The following is a 17,524-nucleotide window of genomic DNA, read 5'->3' on the forward strand; positions in this document are numbered from 1 at the left end:
CGGTATTTTCTTCATTTTACCATGTTTTGGACTTCGTGTTCGGGAATATCATTTCCCGGGGCATTATGCTAAAATAAAGGCTGAGGTGTTGGGAATGAAACCGTTTATTCATAATGATTGGTGGCCGGTACTGGAGCCCGAATTTGAACAGGATTATTATCAAGAACTGCGTCAATTTTTGGTAGAAGAGTATCAGCACTACCGGATTGATCCGGATATGTATCACATTTTTACCGCGTTCGATTGGACGCCCTTTAGTCAGGTCAAGGTCGTGATCTTGGGTCAAGACCCGTATCATAATCCGGGCCAGGCGCACGGGTGCAGTTTTTCCGTGATGCCGGGAACTAAGATTCCACCGTCGTTACTGAATATCTATAAAGAACTGCAGACGGATGTGGGGTGCACCCCGGTCAACCACGGTTACTTGAAGAAGTGGGCCGATCAGGGAGTCTTACTCCTGAACTCGGTTTTAACCGTTCGCGATGGGGCTGCCTTTTCTCATAAGGGCCACGGTTGGGAACGCCTAACCGACGCAGCCATTCACAAGTTGTCCGAACGACCGGAACCAGTCGTCTTCATTCTTTGGGGCCGTGCGGCGCAGGATAAGATTAAGTTGATCGATACCAAGACCAACATCGTGTTAAAATCGGCGCACCCGAGTCCGTTATCGGCTAACCGGGGGTTCTTCGGCTCCCGGCCCTTTTCTAAAACCAACATCGCTCTAACATCATTAGGTGAAACGCCCATCGATTGGCAATTGCCGGCCACGGTAAGTGTCGACGACGCTTCACAAAACCACGCGTGAGTATAAAGAGAATTGATTCGTAGGACATTTTATGGAGGTCTTCACCTATGGAACTTTTTGATAGTCTTAAGCAAAAGATTAACGGCAAAAATAAAACCATCGTTTTCCCGGAAGGCGCCGATCAGCGGGTTCTAGGCGCGGCTAGTCGCTTAGCCCACGACGGTCTGATTAAGGCCATCGTGTTGGGCAAGCAAGCGGAAATCGCCGCCACGGCCAAGGCCCACAACATCGATTTGAGTCAGCTGACGGTACTGGATCCCGAAAGTATTCCGGCCGACCAACACCAGGCCATGTTAGACGCTTTGGTGGCCCGCCGGCACGGTAAGAACACACCGGAACAGGCTGCGGAAATGCTAAAGGATCCCAACTACATCGGGACCATGATGGTGTACATGGACCAAGCTGACGGCATGGTCTCGGGAGCCATCCATGCGACCGGGGACACCGTGCGGCCAGCCTTACAGATTATCAAGACCAAGGAAGGCGTCCGGCGGATCAGTGGGGCCTTCATCATGCAAAAGGGCGACCAGCGCTACGTTTTTGCGGATTGTGCGATTAACATCGAGTTGGACGCGGCCGGCATGGCCGAAGTTGCCGTTGAAAGTGCCCACACGGCCCAAGTCTTTGACATTGATCCGAAGGTTGCCCTGTTAAGCTTCTCGACTAAGGGTTCCGCTAAAGGCGATATGGTCACTAAGGTTCAAGAAGCCACGAAGATTGCCCACGAAACGGCCCCAGATTTGGCAGTTGACGGTGAACTTCAATTTGACGCGGCCTTCGTTCCAACGGTTGCGGCGCAAAAGGCACCGGGTTCGGACGTGGCGGGGCACGCTAACGTCTTCGTCTTCCCTGAGTTGCAATCTGGGAACATCGGTTACAAGATTGCCCAACGTTTCGGGGGCTTTGAAGCCATCGGCCCAATCCTCCAAGGGTTGAACAAGCCGGTTTCCGACCTGTCCCGTGGGTGCAACGAAGAAGACGTCTATAAGGTCGCCATTATTACGGCCGCTCAAGCATTAAACTAACGATTCAATTAGTCAACGGGTACCCGGATTGCGCTTTAACGGCAATCCGGGTATTATTTGTAATGAATTCGAGTAACGCTAGTTGGTAAGTAACGGGGCGCCTGCTGATATTGGGGAAGGTAGACCGTTGAGCGGTTAGCTTACTTAAAGATTGGGCATAAAGGAGTTAATGGAATGTTAGAATTGACAGTCACAAATCCGGAAATGACGATGGCCCTCGGGCGGCAACTTGCGCCCGGACTACGCGCCCAGGACGTGATCTTGCTCGACGGCGATTTGGGTGCTGGTAAGACCACGTTTACCAAGGGCTTAGCGGCCGGGTTAGGCATCAAGCGTAACGTGAAGAGTCCGACGTTTACCATTATCCGCGAGTACCAAGGGGGCCGGTTACCGCTGTACCACATGGACGTGTATCGCTTGGAAGACGGTAGTGGGGATGAATTGGGTTTAGAAGAATACTTTAACGGTGACGGGGTCAACGTGATCGAATGGTCCCAGTTCATTGCCGATGAATTACCGGCACACTATCTACGAATTGTGTTCAAACGAGATGATGATGCGGGGGAGACCCAACGCACGTTGACCTTTGAGCCCCACGGTGACCACTTCGCGCACCTGGTCGCGCAATTAGAGGCGAGCCATCATGAGTGAGGACGTCGCGATTCGCTTACCGGGAGCCGCGGACGCCGCGCAACTGTTAACGTTGCTAGAGCGCCTGCAGCAAGAAAGTGACACGTTTACGTTGGCCGATGCCGATGATCCCATCAGTGTCGATCAAGAGGGCGAGCAGATTGAACAGATTAAGCGCAGCCCGGCGCACCTGCTCTTGGTGGCCAGTCTGGGACAACAACTAATTGGGGTCTTGTCGGTCTCACCGACGCACGAAGGTAACGTGGGTGAACTGGGTGTGGCCGTGGAACGGACCTATTGGCATCAGGGCATTGGCACCGCGTTGGTTGACGAGGCCTTGTACTGGGCCGAAACGGCCAGTTCGTTGGCGGCGGTGGGGCTAATCGTGCAGACGCGTAACGTGGCGGCCGTGAAGCTTTACACCAAGCTGGGATTTACCCGAACCAAGACACCGCCGGAAACCATCACGGACGATACTGGTCACCGAGTCACGGCCGTAGAGATGGTTTACCCGTTGAACGACCAAGGCTTAGCGGATGAAAATTAAGACGTGGGTCCGGTAGCTGTGCGGGTCTATTTCATGACAGTACAATAAAGGAGCTTGGGATAAAGATCCCAGGCTCCTTTATTTCTCCGAACATTTGATGTTGAAACGTGCACCAGCTAAGCGTCCTTTGACCCACGCTTAACGGCTAAGCATTCACCTTAATAAACGATTTGAGTGGCTGGGTGCCGAAGTGGTTGGCTTCGTACAGTAAAATGTTGGCGCACGCCAGGCTGTCGTCTAACGCGTTGTGGTGATGGTGTAAGTCGATGTTCAGTTGATCACAGACCGTATCCAACTTGTGGTTGGGAAATTCCGGGAAGAACTTCCGACTGGTTTTAACGGTATCGAGGGTCAAGTACCGCGCGGCAGGTAACCGGTAGTGTTCCAGACTGCTGCGCAACACACCGTTGTCGAACGGCGCATTGTGGGCAATCACCAGCCGGTCGCGCTGGAAGAACGGTGCCACGTGTTCCCAGACCTCGGGAAAGGTGGGGGCGTTGGCCACGTCGGCTTCGTGGATCCCGTGAATCTGCACGTTACGCCAGAAAAAGTCGGTATCGGGTTTGATCAGTGAGTAAAATTCATCGACAACTTGGCTATTGCGGACGATGGTTAACGCCAACGAACAAGCGCTATAACGCTTGCCATTGGCCGTTTCAAAGTCCGTGGCGACAAAGTTCACGACGGCATCTTCCTTTCAAAATTAAACGGTTAAGTCGGCCACGTCGAGTTCGACCGGACAGTGGTCGGACCCCATGACCTGGTCTAAGATTTTAGCGTCTTGGAGTTGGTTTTGCAAGCGTTGACTGGTGACAAAGTAGTCGATGCGCCAGCCGGCATTGTTATCGCGGGCGTGGAACCGGTAGCTCCACCAGGAATACCGACCGGTGGCGTCTGGGTAGAAGTGCCGGAAGGTGTCCAGGTAACCGGCGGCTAGGAGCGTGGAGAACTTCTCCCGTTCCTCGTCAGAAAAGCCGGCGTTGTGGTGGTTGGTCTTGGGATTCTTCAGGTCGATCTCTTCGTGAGCAACGTTTAGGTCCCCACAGTAGATGACCGGTTTTTTAGCGTTTAGCTGATTTAAGTAGGCGAGAAAGGCGTCTTCCCAACCCAGGCGAAAGTCCAGACGCTTAAGCTTGGTCCCGGAGTTCGGCACGTAACAGGTGAGGACGTAAAAGTCCGGATATTCTAGGGTGATGGCGCGACCTTCGTGGTCGAAGTCGGGGGCATCGATGCCGTAGTGGACGGCTAGCGGTTTGTGCTTAGTGAAGAGCGCCGTCCCGGAGTAACCCTTCCGTTCGGCATAGTTCCAGTATTGATAGTAACCGGGGATGTCCAAGTCAATCTGGCCGGCCTGCAACTTGGTTTCTTGAATGCCAAAGAAGTCGGCATCGAGGTCCTTAAATGTCACCATAAAATTCTTTTTGACAATGGCCCGCAGACCATTGACGTTCCACGAAATAAATTTCACGAAAAACACCTCCAACGAATAAGTCTAGTATAACAGAAAAAGAGTTTTCACCCGTTTTCAGGCGTTTCACGTGTTGTTTTGTGAAAATTCATGCTAAAATATTCCTATGCCTTAACGGGTTTTGCTGGGTGTTACGCCAACCTCACGACGACCAGAAAAGTCCGCCATGCCAGTTCGGTAATGTCTCATGACTGGTGGCTGGGTGACTGGTAACGCCGAGCACCCGGCCCGAAATTTTTCAAGATGAAGGGAAATCATTAATCATGGAAGATATTGTAACGGCCTTTCCAGCCGTAAAAATTTTACGCCACGAACCACTCGCTCACTATACGCACACTAAGACGGGGGGACCCGCCGACTTCTTGGCCTTTCCAACCAACGTGCAAGAGACCAAGTCGCTGCTGGCTTACGCGAATCAGTTAGACCTGCCTATCACGGTGGTGGGTAACGCTAGTAACCTGATCGTGCGGGATGGTGGGATTCGGGGCCTCGTCATGATTTTGACCAAGATGGACCAAATCACGGTCGACGAAGCCGCCCACACGGTGACGGCTGCGGCCGGTGCCGCGTTGATTAAGACCACCCAGGTCGCCCAAGCTCACAGCTTGACTGGGCTAGAGTTTGCGGCGGGAATTCCCGGGAGTGTGGGGGGCGCTATCTTCATGAACGCGGGCGCCTACGGTGGCGAAATTGCAACGGTGGCCACGGCGGCAGAGGTCTTGACGCCCACCGGCGAGATTCGCACGTTGACCCAGACCGAACTGGACTTTGGCTACCGGCACAGTTCTATTCAGGACTACCACGACATCGTGCTGACCGCGACCTTTACCTTGGCACCGGGCGACGGTACGGCCATTCAAGCCCAGATGGACGATTTAAACGCTAAGCGGGCGGCTAAGCAACCGTTAGACCTCCCATCTTGTGGGAGTGTCTTCAAGCGCCCCGAGGGGCATTATACGGGCCAGTTGATCCAAGAAGCGGGTCTGCAAGGCTTGAAGTGGGGTGGCGCACAGGTGTCGACCAAGCACGCGGGCTTTATCGTCAATATCGACCACGCTACGGCGACCGACTACTTGGAACTGATTCACCATATTCAAGCGGTGATCTGGGAACACGATCACGTGCACCTGGAGACCGAAGTCCGAATTATCGGCGAAGAACCGCAAGCATAGAAAGGGGGACCTTCTTTGCCAATACTTGAAGCAGTGATCCTGCTCATTGTGTTAGTTTTACTTTCCAACATTATCAGTCACTACCTCACCTTTATCCCCGTCAGTTTAATTCAAATTGTACTGGGCCTAGTGGTGGCCCTCATCTGGAAATTCCAGATCGAACTGGAGACCGATTGGTTTTTACTGCTCTTCATTGCGCCCTTGCTGTATAACGATGGGCGGCGCTTCCCGCGGCGCGAACTCTGGCGTCTGCGGGGCCCATTTTTGCCAATGCCATCTGGTTAGTCTTTTTGACGACCATCTTAGGGGGATTCTTGATTTACTGGCTGATTCCGAAAATGCCGTTGACGGTGGCCTTTGCCTTGGCCGCCATCCTGTCACCTACCGACCCGGTGGCTGTGCAATCGATTTCGAAACAGGTCAAGTTGCCCGAAAATCTGATGCATCTGGTCAGTGGCGAAAGCCTGATCAACGATGCCAGCGGGCTGATTGCCTTTAAGTACGCCGTGGCGGCGACCGTGACCGGGGCCTTTTCCCTCAAAACGGCGACCAGCGATTTTATCTACATCAGTATCGTCGGTTTTTTGGCCGGTCTGCTGATCATGACGGCCATCCAGCTCCTGATGGATGTTTTGCGGCGACAAGGCATCGACGACGTGGTCTTTAACACGGTTTTGCAGCTGGCCACGCCGTTCGTGGTATATCTGGTAACCGAAGAACTAGCCCATGCCTCCGGCGTGATTGCCGTGGTTACGGCTGGTGTTCTGTACCATGCGCGTGAAAGCCAAATTGTGGAGGACTCACCAGAACTCAAACTGGTCACCGAAAAGGTGTGGGACATTATCATCTATTCGCTAAACGGGATTGTGTTCGTGATCCTGGGGATCGAATTACCCGTGGCAACCTCGCAGGTCATCAAGGGGGGACAATTCAATACCGGTGAAGCCATGCTGTTCGCACTGAGGACCTGGGTCATTATCGTGGTGCTCCGGACCGTTTGGACTTACGGGTACATCCTCTTCCAGCGAATTCGCAAGACCACGACCGAGCACCCTAGCTTTAGGATGGCCGTCTTATCGGGGCTGTCCGGCGTCCGGGGCGCCGTCACCATGGCCGGGGTCTTATCCGTACCGTTGGCGGTGGCCAGCGGTGCCGGATTCCCGACCCGGGCGTTGATGTTGTTCGTGGCGTCCGGCGTCATCATTATTAGTTTGGTTGCCGCGACCATCATGTTGCCGTTGATTTCGACGGACGGTCAACCGCTAAAGACGCGGGCGAGTGTCAGTGACGAGATTGCCAACGATCTAGACCTGGATGACGACGTGGACGACGAATATCCCGAGGAACCGGTCCGGCAAATCAGTGAGGACGAGGCCCGGGCCTACATCATGCGTCTGGCCATCTCCAAGATTGAGGAGCTCCGGCGGCCAAATAACCAGCGAGCCGCTTACGACTTGATTCTGGATTATCAGTTCGTGATTCGGCGCTTAGAAATGAGCTACCGGGCGGACGATACCATGCAGAAGGTCCTCAACGACGAACTTAAGCTGCGTGAAGGCGCCTTAGAGGGCGAACGTAAAGAGCTTAAGGAGTTACGCCAGGGAGACAAGATTACCCAGACCAGCTACGTGGGGGCATTACGCCGGATCGAACGTCTCGAAAGCCGGGTGACTCAAGCCAGTGGGCGGGCCATGCCGAGTGTCTTACATTACTGGATCTTGTTCTTTAAGCACCTATGGCGTAACGCTGCGTATTGGTTACATTCCGAAGATACGGACCGGCTCCACGCTGAAAGTAATCTGATTGAACGGCAGACGGCGAAGGCGGCCATTCAGACGTTGTCGCAGTACCTGTCGCGCACGGATATCGACGAAACCCAGTTCGATAACCAGGCGATTTACCACCTGATTGTCCATTACCGTAACCGAATTGAGCGGGCCAAGGCGGCCGCGGCCCCTTCCCACGAAGAGGAATATCAACATCAATTCAATAAGTTACGGGTGCGGGCATTGAGCGCCGAACGGACCGGGATCCAAAACCTGCTAGAGGCGGGGAATATCTCCTGGGCGATGGCGTCGCATCTGCGCCAATACGTCAACTACGCGGAAAACGTGTTAGTGATGTCGCTCAGTAACGACGAGGGCGATTAATTTGCTTAAGCCCAGTAACTGAAAAATGACGATTGGTAAGAGCTGAATGGTTGTTAGACCGGGATTTATTTAGGATTTTCCACCCCTGTGAGCATTAAAAGCGCATCATAAAAACGACCGTCAACGGAACTGTTCCGTTGACGGTCGTTTAGCATTGGTCAGTTAAGCGCTGGGTTTCTGCGCGGTCATAATCAGGTGTAAGATCCAGTAACAGAAGAGCTGGATAAAGGTCATCAGAATGACGAATATCCATAAATCATTTGTCCACATGTTCATTAAGGGCCTGATGAATTGCTCCGGATTTAAGAAGAGGTAGATGGTATGGATCCGCAGAAAGCGGCCGATGTAGACGCCGACCGATGATAGGAAGGTCAACGTTAAAACCACGATTAACCGCACGATGTTATTACCACGAGCTAGGCGTTCCGAGATGCTCTGACTCACGAAGTTAAGACTCCAGAAGCCTAGAAACGCACAGAACAACGCGCTGGTAATCAGGTAGGTGAAGTAGATCCAAATGTGCGGTGTGACCCGCAACAGGCCGCTGACCGCGTAAGGCTGAAGTAGTGATAGGTGGAAGAGGTCGGTTAACAGGTACGGGGCGTTCGGATAGAACAGTAGCCAGATGATGACCATTGGCCAGAATAACCACGCCGACCGTTGCCGGCCTAAATGGAAACTGATTTCGATGGGGATGTACCCCAAAAAGGTGTTCAGGACCAGAAACGAGAAGGGATCATGAGCGCGGAAAAAGAGGAATAGTAGCCACAGGATAAAGAAGCCACGGATTTCCCACTTGGCACGCCGATTCATAAGCTATCACCCAACCCTTCCATACATTTACCTCTATTTTACAGCGAATTTCCCGGTTCGAAGTACAATATGCTTTCTATCTTACCAGAAATTAAAAAGGGACTGCTAAACCGGGAGTGACCTTTATAAATTCTGTAAACTTATTGGCCAGATTAGGTCGATTGGAAGCGGGGAGCCCGCAAACTCATAAAATTTGCGCGAGTTTTCCGAGACATTGGGGGGAATTGCGGCGGAAGGCCAAGGGGCGTGATATAATAAAATCTGAATTCAATTTGGAGGGAAAGTCAAATGAACCTGAACTGGGGAAATCTCCTAACGTTAGGTAATTTGGTCAACGTTTTGGATATCCTGGTGGTCTGGTTCGTGATCTACGAACTGATCGTCATGTTACGGGGAACGAAGGCCATTCAGCTTTTCCGGGGCGTCATTTTGATTCTGGTGGTCAAGGTAATCAGCAGTTACTTTGGTCTCAACACGGTTTCGTGGCTGATGGATCAGGTGATTAACTGGGGGGTTATTGCGGTCATTATTATTTTCCAACCCGAAATTCGGCGGGGGTTGGAACATCTGGGGCGCGGTTCGTTATTCGTGCGCATGCGGCACGAAAATGAAGCCGCTAATCGGATGATCGCGGGTTTGGATAAAGCCATTCAGTACATGTCTAAACGTCGAATCGGGGCTTTAATGACGATTCAGCAGGACACGGGACTGGAAGATTATATCGAAACGGGTATCAAGTTGGATGCCGAACTAACCGGTGAATTACTCATCAACATTTTTATCCCCAATACACCACTGCACGATGGGGCCGTGATTATTCGCAACAATCGGATTGCGGTGGCGGCGGCCTACCTGCCGTTGTCGGAGAGTAACCTGATTCCTAAGGAACTGGGAACCCGGCACCGGGCGGCCGTTGGGATTTCTGAAGTCACCGATGCCTTAACCATTGTGATTTCCGAAGAGACTGGGGAAGTCTCCATCACCAAGAACAACGAGTTGTTGCGGGGATTGACCCAGGAGGACTATCTCAAGTTCTTGAAGCACGAATTGGTCAACGAAGAAGCCGCGACGAATCACAATATTTTAGAGACGGCATTGGATTGGGTCGACCAACGTCTGCATAGGGGGCGCCGCTAATGAAAAATCAACACTATACGGCGTGGATCTACCGGGTGCTCGCGTTAATCTTAGCAATTTTACTTTTCTTTTACGTGAATAGTACCCAGTCTTCCAGCAGCCAACAGGCGACTAATTCCGGCAAGACGTCCTTAACGGCCACCAAGACCATGACGGTGTCGGTGCCCCTCCAACTAAACGTGAATAGCAATAAGTACTTCGTGACGGGCTATCCTGAGAAGGTCAAGGTGACCTTACGCGGCCCGCTCGCATTGGTCACCACCACAGCGAACACCCAGAACTTCAAGGTCTACGCGTCGCTGAGCGATCTGGGGACCGGTAAGCACAAGGTGTCGTTGCACCAAGAAGGCCTGAATCACGAGATCGAGTCGTCAATTTCACCGGCGAAGATTACTGTAGATATCGAGCCGCGACGAACGGTCTCCTTCCCCGTGAAGGTCCGCTATAACCAGCAGAACATTATGTCGGGCTACACGGCGGGCACCCCGACGACCGACGTGACGAACGTTAAGGCAACGGGGGCGGCCAACGAGATTGCGCGGGTCAATCAGGTGATTGCCCAACTTTCCGTGCCGCAGAACACCAAGAAGACCGTGAATAGCCAGGCCGTGATTGAAGCGCTGGATAAGCAAGGCAAAACGGTCAACGTGATCTTGACGCCGTCAACCACCACGGTTAACCTACCCATCACCAAGGGCGCCAGCAAGACGGTGAACGTTAAGCTGAACGCCAAGAATGGCTCGTCCGGGATGACGTATAAACTAAGCAGTACGACCACCAAGGTGAAAGCCTTCGGGAGTGCGGCTCAGCTCAAGGCCTTGAGTTCGGCCCAGGTCGATGTGGACGTGAGTGATGTCAAGAGTTCGGCCACCAAGACGGTGACGCTAGACACCAGCGACAACAAGGTCACGGCCTTCGATCCGGCAACCATTCGAGTGACGGTCAAGGCCACGACTAATTAATCTGTCATTTAAAAATTTGAGAAATGAGGAATTCTGTCATGAAATACTTTGGAACTGATGGTGTACGGGGCGTTGCAAACCAAGAATTAACGCCAGAATTAGCATTTAAAGTGGGCCGTTACGGCGGCTATGTCTTGACGCAACACGCCGATAGTGAAAACAAGCATCCCCAAGTCTTAGTGGCACGCGATACGCGGATTTCCGGTCAGTTACTGGAAAATGCCTTGGTTGCTGGATTGTTGTCCGTCGGCATCGAGGTCTTACGGTTAGGCGTTATCACCACGCCGGCCGTGGCTTACCTGGTTCGGACGCAAGGGGCCGCTGCCGGGGTCATGATTACGGCGTCGCATAATCCGGCCGAATATAACGGCATCAAGTACTTCGGTAACGACGGTTACAAGCTGTCCGACGACATGGAAGAGGAAATCGAAGCCTTGTTGGACTCCCCAACCGACGACCAACCGCGGCCTTCCACGGATGGACTGGGCACGGTCGAAGACTATTCCGAAGGGAGCCAGAAGTACATTCAATTCCTGGAACAAACTATTTCTGATGATCTGGCCGGCCTGCACATCGCCGTCGACGCCGCTAATGGGTCGACCAGCGGCTTAGTGTCGCGGTTATACGCCGACTTTGACCTGGATTTTGACACGATTGCCACCAAGCCCAACGGCATCAACATCAACGACCAGGTCGGGTCCACTCATCCCGAAAACTTACAAAAGTTTGTCGTCGAAAAGGGTGCCCAAATTGGGTTGGCCTTCGACGGTGACGGTGACCGGTGTATTGCGGTCGACGAAAACGGCGATATCGTGGACGGCGATAAGATTATGTACATCTGCGGGAAGTACATGGCCGAACACGGTCGGTTGAAGAAGGACACCATCGTGACCACGGTCATGAGTAACCTGGGGATGTACAAGGCCATGGAAGCACACGGCTTGAAGTCCGTGAAGACCAAGGTCGGGGACCGGTACGTGGTGGAAGAAATGCTCAAATCCGGGTATAACTTGGGAGGCGAACAATCCGGCCACATCGTGTTCCTCGACTTCAATACTACCGGTGATGGTCTGTTGACCAGTCTCCAATTGCTACACATCTTGAAGGCCAGCGGCAAGAAGTTGTCCGAATTGGCGGCCGACGTGACGACCTACCCGCAAAAGCTGGTCAACGTCCGGGTAGCCGATAAGCAGGCTGCCATGGATAACCCGCAGGTTAAGGCCATGATTGCCACCGTGGAAAAGGAAATGAACGGCGACGGTCGTGTGTTAGTTCGGCCTTCCGGGACGGAACCGTTGTTGCGGGTGATGGCGGAAGCGCCAACTAAGGAAATCGTGGCCACCTACGTGGAACGCATCGCCGATGTGGTGCGGGCCGAAGTGGGCGTCAAGGAATAAGTTAACGTGAAGTGAAAGCGAAAGTCGTTGCGTTTGGGCAACGACTTTTTTTAGTTGTGGTGACAAGGTGATGGCAGGTCGTCTCGCGCGGATTCCCGGTAAATCAACAAATCAACGGTAAAATCATCAAGTGGCTGGATGATCTTTGTTGAATATTAAAACAACGATATACCATTTTGACGTTTTTAGATTGACAACCCCGCTAGAAGACTGTAAAGTATAGTCATTCAGGAATAGTTTTCAGATTGTTTCAGTCTATACCAATTTTCAAGAAAACTCATTCATTTTCATCATTAATACTAACCGAGGCGTGGTTTTCAGAACGTCGTCGAGAAAAGGAAGATTACTTATGTGTGGAATTGTTGGTGTCACGGGCAACGATAATGCCGTTAAAATCCTAGTTGAAGGGCTACAAAAGTTGGAATACCGGGGATACGACTCTGCCGGCATCTACGTTAACGATCAGAAGGGGAACGACTACTTAGTGAAGACTAAGGGACGGATTTCTCAATTACGGGAAAAGATTACGCCGGACGTGCACGGGTCAACCGGGATTGGCCATACTCGTTGGGCCACTCACGGGGTGGTTAGCGTAGATAACGCGCACCCACACTTCTCTAACGATGACCGGTTCTACCTGGTCCACAACGGTGTGATTGATAACTTCCAAGAAATCAAGGCGCAATACTTAAGCGACGTACCTTTCCGGAGCCAAACGGATACCGAAGTAGTGGTTCAATTAATCGACAAGTTTGCCGTAGAAGACCACTTGGATGCCAAGGCGGCTTTCTTGAAGGCCTTGGGTCTGTTGAAGGGGTCGTACGCCTTCCTGTTAATGGATCGCGAACAACCCGATACGTTATTCGTTGCGAAGAACAAGAGTCCCTTATTGGTCGGCGTAGCGGACGGCTTCAACGTGGTCTGCTCCGATGCCATGGCCATGTTACGTGAGACCCACGATTTCTTGGAAATCATGGACGGTGAAGTGGTCACGGTAACGCCTAACGACGTGAAGATTCAAGACGCCGCTGGGAACCCCGTTGAACGTAAAACTTACCACGTCGACATGAACGCCGACGAAACTGACAAGGGGACCTACCCGTTCTACATGCTCAAGGAAGTGGACGAACAACCTAACGTGATGCGGAAATTGGCCCAAACCTACTTGTCCGAACACGGCGAACCCCAAATCGATGACAAGTTGGTCAAGGCGATGCAAGCTGCCGATCGGCTCTACATCATTGGCGCCGGGACCAGTTACCACGCTGGGTTGGTCGGCAAGCGGTTATTCGAACGCTTGGCCCACATCCCAACGGAAGTTCACGTATCCTCCGAGTTCGCTTACGAACAACCAATGTTAGCGGACAAGCCGTTCTTCATCTTCTTGACGCAGTCCGGGGAAACGGCCGATAGCCGTGAAGTGTTGGTTAACGTCAACGACGCGGGTTACCCAAGCCTGACCATCACCAACGTGCAAAACTCCACGTTGTCGCGTGAGGCCAGCTACACACTGTTGTTACATGCCGGTCCAGAAATCGCCGTGGCCTCGACCAAGGCCTACACCGCCCAGATTGCGCTGGAAGCCATCTTGGCGAAGGCGTTGGGTGAAGTTAACGGTCAAATCGTGGCCCAAAACTTCAACGTCCGTCAACAATTAGGTTTGGTCGCAACGGGGATGCAAGCCATCGTCGACGAAAAGTCCAAGATTGAAGACCTCGCCAACAATTACTTGATGAAGTCGAACCGGGCCTTCTACATCGGCCGGGGGATCGACCACGCGGTATCGTTGGAAGCGGCCTTGAAGTTGAAGGAAATTTCTTACGTGCAAGCGGAAGGGGTTGCGTCCGGTGAATTGAAGCACGGAACGATTGCCTTGATCGAAAAGGACACGCCGGTGATCGGCTTTATTACCCAGTCGAAGACGGCGGGCCTGACTCGCAGCAACCTGCAAGAAACCATGGCGCGGGGAGCGAAGACCATGACCATCGTGCGTGAGGGCTTAGCCATCGACGGCGATACGTTGGTCTTACCCGACGTCGACGAGATGTTGATGCCGCTCTTAACGGTTGTCCCAGCACAGCTGTTGGCTTACTACACCAGCCTGAACAAGGGCTTAGACGTGGATAAGCCACGGAACCTGGCCAAGAGTGTCACGGTTGAATAATTAACTCAGTATGAATGGAAAAGACGCTATCGTGAGGTAGCGTCTTTTTTGGTCCATGACCTAATCCATCCGGACGACTCCGGGAAGTTCGGCAGCATTATCTTGGCCCAATAAGCTTAAAATCTTGCGTTCCCTAACTTTTCGTTATATAGTATTTTCATAACACTAGCGAGAAGAGGGTGACGACCATGAAGTACACGAAACGCGAAAATTCACACAAGAACCAAAAGCAACGGGACGCCACGTTCGAAAAGTTCCGCAAGCAACAAAATGAATTAAATGCCAATCGGCGGGGCGTTCGCCGGAAATAAGACGGGATTCGTTTGGCGGATCACCGTCTTATTTATTCTGGTTAACATAGAAGGGGCCATGATTCCAATTCAGGAATCATGGCCCCTTTACGTTACGGTTCACCAACCAAATACCGATTGGCACACGTTATTTTGGCTTACTTAACGGGAACTTTCCGGTCTAATTGCGGCACGGGGATGGGACTGTGGTTTTGCAGGTAGTTAGTCAGCAGGTCAATATCTTGGCCGGCATTGTCCACGATAGTCCCGTGGGTGAAGGCGGCGTAACCGTCACCACCGGTGGACAGGTAGTCGTTGGTGAGAACGCGGTATTTCTGAGTTGGCACGAGGGCGGCTCCCTGCGCCATTTTCACGTCCGAAACGGTGTAGAGTTGGTCGCCGCTTGCCGGAGCATACTTGTAGGTTAGCCCGGAGATCTGCAAGAAGTAAAGCTGCGACTTGGTGTACTGCTCGTTCAGTAAATCGATCAGGTCTTGGCCGGTCAATTCCACGATAGGTTGACTGTTACCGTACGGTTGCATGTCGTAGAGTGTTCCTAAGGTTACCTTACCGTTGGCGTTCACTGCCATGCCACTACGGATCGAATCGTTACTGGTAATGGCAATGTCAGTGGGGTGGTTTTCCTCGTTAGCAACGGTGCGTTGGGCGTCCACAACGGCATAGGCGGCTGCGGATTCTTTGTTGCTTGAGAGGTCGTTACTGATGGCCTGATTGCCGGCTGTGGCGCCAACCTCGGTGTTGATGATCGGTGCCACGCGCTGATTAGCGTCTTTGACCACCGCGGTGATCTTCTTAAAGGCGGGGTCCTTCTTGAACGTTGCGCGGGGATCGTCCTTGAGGGACTTAACCGGGGCCACGGTCGCGTGCAGACTCTTCTTGACGAAATCACCCGTCTTCGGGTTCAACTGGGCCGTAATGTTGGCGTAACCGCGACCTTGGAATCCGGATTGAACCACGGGAACCCCGTGGACACGACCATTAGCGTATTGGTGACTGTGACCGGCAAAGAACAGGTCAACGCTGTTTTTGGGATCAATCTTGTTTAATTGTTTGAGGTCGTTGACGGCGTCCCCGGTCGTCTTGCCGTTCTGGGTGACGGCACCGGTGTGACCTAGCACCACAATGGCTTTGACACCCTTGGCGCGCAATTGCTTATCGTATTTAGCGATGGTTTGGGCTTCGTTCTTTAGGGTGTATTTCTTAGCGATACCGGGCAGGTTGGTGTTTAAAATACCGATATAGCCCACCTTGACGCTAGCCTTGGTTTGCGGATCGGTCACCTTTTTGATGGTGTATGGGTGCCAGCCGGCCGGAATCTTGTGGGTCTGCTTATCGATCACGTTAGCGACAACGATCTGCATCTTGGTGTTGCTAAACGGGTAATGTTGAATCGCTTTCAGCTGTTGGGGGTTCTTGATGCCGGTGGTGCTAGGGCGTTTCCCCTTGACCAGCTTACCGTATTGACTGAGGCCGTGGTCAAATTCGTGGTTCCCGATGACGCCGACCTGGATGTGCATGGCCTTGAGCGCGGCTAAGGTCGGACCATCGTCGAGTAGCGCGGAGTTAGCCGGGCTGGCTCCGACCATGTCACCGGACTGGACCCGCACGGTGACGCCGTGATGGTGGGCCTTTTTGAAGGTCGTTTGAGCTTGGTCCAGGTACCCGCCTAAGCGAGCCACCGTCCCAGCGCCTTCAACGGTGGTTTGGTCCATGACCAGCTTCCCCGTGGTTTGTAACCCCCCGTGAATATCGTTGACGCCCAGAAATTGAACGGCGATTGGACGGTTCTTGTGCTTGACCGTTTTCTCCTTAGTTGAATGTTTCGTCTTGGCGTGAACGGTGGGGGTGGTGAGGGCAGCGCCCCCAAACACGCCGCCCGTGATGGCCCCCAGGCAGGCTAGGGCCATTAAGGCGTGGTGTGACTTGCTGCTAAACTTTGACATGTGTAACTTCCTCCCAATAAAAAATATGTATGTTAGCGCTTACAGTAAAAATTATAATCGTTATAGAACGGCTAAACAATAGATATTTTTATAAAAGATGGGGCGATTTTTAGACGGGATGAAACGGTTTAATGGGCCATTGATTCGGTGGCCAACACGATTGTTGAGACGTCTGCTTGCAAAACTGGTCTAGAGCAGTTATAATTGGACTATACCATTAAGAGAGAAAGGTCGTATGCAGAATGATGACACAAGTAAAGAACATGCACGTTCAAATCGTGAAGGATCAAGCCGCGGGTGGGGTAGCTGGTTTTCGGATTTTCCAACAAGCCTTAACCGCCGGGGCCAAGGTCTTGGGATTGGCTACCGGGAGTACGCCCATTTCCATCTACCAGCAATTAGTGGCCAGTGACCTGGACTTCAGTCAGTTAACTTCGGTGAACTTGGATGAGTACGTCGGCTTAGGGCCGGATCACCCGCAAAGTTACCGTTACTTCATGCAACACCACCTGTTCAACGCTAAGCCGTTCGCGCACTCTTACGTTCCGGATGGTCTGAACGCCGATGCAACCGCCGAAACCAAGCGTTACGACGCGATTATCGCCGCTAACCCCATTGATCTACAGCTACTGGGCTTAGGTCGTAACGGGCACGTGGGCTTTAACGAACCCGGGACCGACGAACACTCCACGACGCATAAAGTAGCGCTGACGCCATCCACGATTGACGCCAATGCCCGGTTCTTTGACAACGAAGACGAGGTGCCGCGTTACGCTTATTCAATGGGCATTGGGTCCATCCTGCAAGCGAAGGAAATCTTGATTGTGGCCTACGGTGCCGCCAAGGCCGATGCTGTGGCCGCGATGCTCCAAGGACCCGTGACGCCCGCCGTGCCAGCCAGCTTTTTGCAGACGCATCCGAACGTTCAGGTTATTCTGGACCAAGCGGCGGCTAGCAAGTTAAAATAAACCGCAAATTTCCTGGGTTTCTCCGGTAAATT

15 protein-coding genes and 1 pseudogene are annotated in these 17,524 nt (G+C 52.6%); 12 read left to right on the plus strand and 4 right to left on the minus strand.

Going from position 1 to position 17,524, the window contains the following annotated elements; genetic code table 11:
- The first annotated feature begins 94 nt into the window (after positions 1 to 94).
- The 4 genes from RI501_RS04765 (at position 95) to RI501_RS04780 (ending at position 3,007) form a co-directional block, all read left to right on the plus strand.
- A complete protein-coding gene (locus RI501_RS04765) occupies positions 95 to 805 on the plus strand; it encodes a uracil-DNA glycosylase (protein ID WP_313820585.1) in 711 nt (236 codons plus the stop codon).
- A gap of 47 nt (positions 806 to 852) precedes the next feature.
- The gene (pta, locus tag RI501_RS04770; RefSeq protein WP_313820586.1) at positions 853 to 1,830 is read left to right on the plus strand and encodes a phosphate acetyltransferase; all 978 of its coding nucleotides are present in this window, start codon (positions 853 to 855) and stop codon (positions 1,828 to 1,830) included.
- A gap of 174 nt (positions 1,831 to 2,004) precedes the next feature.
- Entirely contained in the window at positions 2,005 to 2,481 is a 477-nt protein-coding gene (gene tsaE, locus RI501_RS04775; RefSeq protein WP_313820587.1) for a tRNA (adenosine(37)-N6)-threonylcarbamoyltransferase complex ATPase subunit type 1 TsaE, read from the plus strand.
- On the plus strand, positions 2,474 to 3,007 hold the full coding sequence (locus tag RI501_RS04780) for a GNAT family N-acetyltransferase (protein WP_313820588.1): 534 nt from the start codon (positions 2,474 to 2,476) through the stop codon (positions 3,005 to 3,007). Before tsaE ends, RI501_RS04780 begins: the two co-directional genes overlap by 8 nt.
- A gap of 145 nt (positions 3,008 to 3,152) precedes the next feature.
- On the opposite strand, the gene RI501_RS04785 is transcribed toward RI501_RS04780, so the two are convergent.
- Positions 3,153 to 3,689, minus strand: a complete 537-nt coding sequence (locus RI501_RS04785; RefSeq protein WP_313820589.1) for a 3'-5' exonuclease — start codon at positions 3,687 to 3,689, stop codon at positions 3,153 to 3,155.
- Between the two features lie 21 nt (positions 3,690 to 3,710).
- Positions 3,711 to 4,475, minus strand: coding sequence for an exodeoxyribonuclease III (locus tag RI501_RS04790; RefSeq protein WP_313820590.1), 765 nt, complete (start codon positions 4,473 to 4,475; stop codon positions 3,711 to 3,713).
- A gap of 263 nt (positions 4,476 to 4,738) precedes the next feature.
- Between RI501_RS04790 and murB the strand changes: the two genes are divergently transcribed.
- On the plus strand, positions 4,739 to 5,647 hold the full coding sequence (gene murB, locus RI501_RS04795) for a UDP-N-acetylmuramate dehydrogenase (protein WP_313820591.1): 909 nt from the start codon (positions 4,739 to 4,741) through the stop codon (positions 5,645 to 5,647).
- Between the two features lie 15 nt (positions 5,648 to 5,662).
- Positions 5,663 to 7,797: pseudogene (locus RI501_RS04800) on the plus strand (cation:proton antiporter).
- A gap of 162 nt (positions 7,798 to 7,959) precedes the next feature.
- Here RI501_RS04800 and RI501_RS04805 read toward each other — a convergent pair.
- Positions 7,960 to 8,610: a DUF1361 domain-containing protein gene (locus RI501_RS04805; RefSeq protein ID WP_313820592.1), complete on the minus strand. Its 651-nt coding sequence runs from the start codon at positions 8,608 to 8,610 to the stop codon at positions 7,960 to 7,962.
- Between the two features lie 288 nt (positions 8,611 to 8,898).
- On the opposite strand from RI501_RS04805, the gene cdaA reads away from it, so the two are divergent.
- The 5 genes from cdaA (at position 8,899) to RI501_RS04830 (ending at position 14,581) form a co-directional block, all read left to right on the plus strand.
- Positions 8,899 to 9,747, plus strand: coding sequence for a diadenylate cyclase CdaA (gene cdaA, locus RI501_RS04810; protein ID WP_313820593.1), 849 nt, complete (start codon positions 8,899 to 8,901; stop codon positions 9,745 to 9,747).
- Positions 9,747 to 10,709: a CdaR family protein gene (locus RI501_RS04815; RefSeq protein WP_313820594.1), complete on the plus strand. Its 963-nt coding sequence runs from the start codon at positions 9,747 to 9,749 to the stop codon at positions 10,707 to 10,709. The genes cdaA and RI501_RS04815 overlap by 1 nt, the downstream gene beginning before the upstream one ends.
- Before the next feature lie 38 nt (positions 10,710 to 10,747).
- On the plus strand, positions 10,748 to 12,106 hold the full coding sequence (glmM, locus tag RI501_RS04820; RefSeq protein WP_313820595.1) for a phosphoglucosamine mutase: 1,359 nt from the start codon (positions 10,748 to 10,750) through the stop codon (positions 12,104 to 12,106).
- Positions 12,107 to 12,455: 349 nt separating this feature from the next.
- Positions 12,456 to 14,270: a glutamine--fructose-6-phosphate transaminase (isomerizing) gene (gene glmS / locus RI501_RS04825; protein WP_313820596.1), complete on the plus strand. Its 1,815-nt coding sequence runs from the start codon at positions 12,456 to 12,458 to the stop codon at positions 14,268 to 14,270.
- A 188-nt stretch (positions 14,271 to 14,458) separates the two neighbouring features.
- The gene (locus tag RI501_RS04830; RefSeq protein ID WP_087741706.1) at positions 14,459 to 14,581 is read left to right on the plus strand and encodes a hypothetical protein; all 123 of its coding nucleotides are present in this window, start codon (positions 14,459 to 14,461) and stop codon (positions 14,579 to 14,581) included.
- Between the two features lie 137 nt (positions 14,582 to 14,718).
- Here the strand turns inward: RI501_RS04830 and RI501_RS04835 are convergent, their stop codons facing one another.
- Positions 14,719 to 16,524 (minus strand): bifunctional metallophosphatase/5'-nucleotidase, encoded by a 1,806-nt coding sequence (locus RI501_RS04835; RefSeq protein WP_313820597.1) that lies wholly within the window; start codon positions 16,522 to 16,524, stop codon positions 14,719 to 14,721.
- Positions 16,525 to 16,787: 263 nt separating this feature from the next.
- Between RI501_RS04835 and RI501_RS04840 the strand changes: the two genes are divergently transcribed.
- The gene (locus RI501_RS04840; protein ID WP_313823140.1) at positions 16,788 to 17,492 is read left to right on the plus strand and encodes a glucosamine-6-phosphate deaminase; all 705 of its coding nucleotides are present in this window, start codon (positions 16,788 to 16,790) and stop codon (positions 17,490 to 17,492) included.
- Positions 17,493 to 17,524: the final 32 nt, after the last annotated feature.

Source organism: Levilactobacillus zymae (genome assembly GCF_032190635.1).
Lineage (GTDB): Bacteria > Bacillota > Bacilli > Lactobacillales > Lactobacillaceae > Levilactobacillus > Levilactobacillus zymae_A.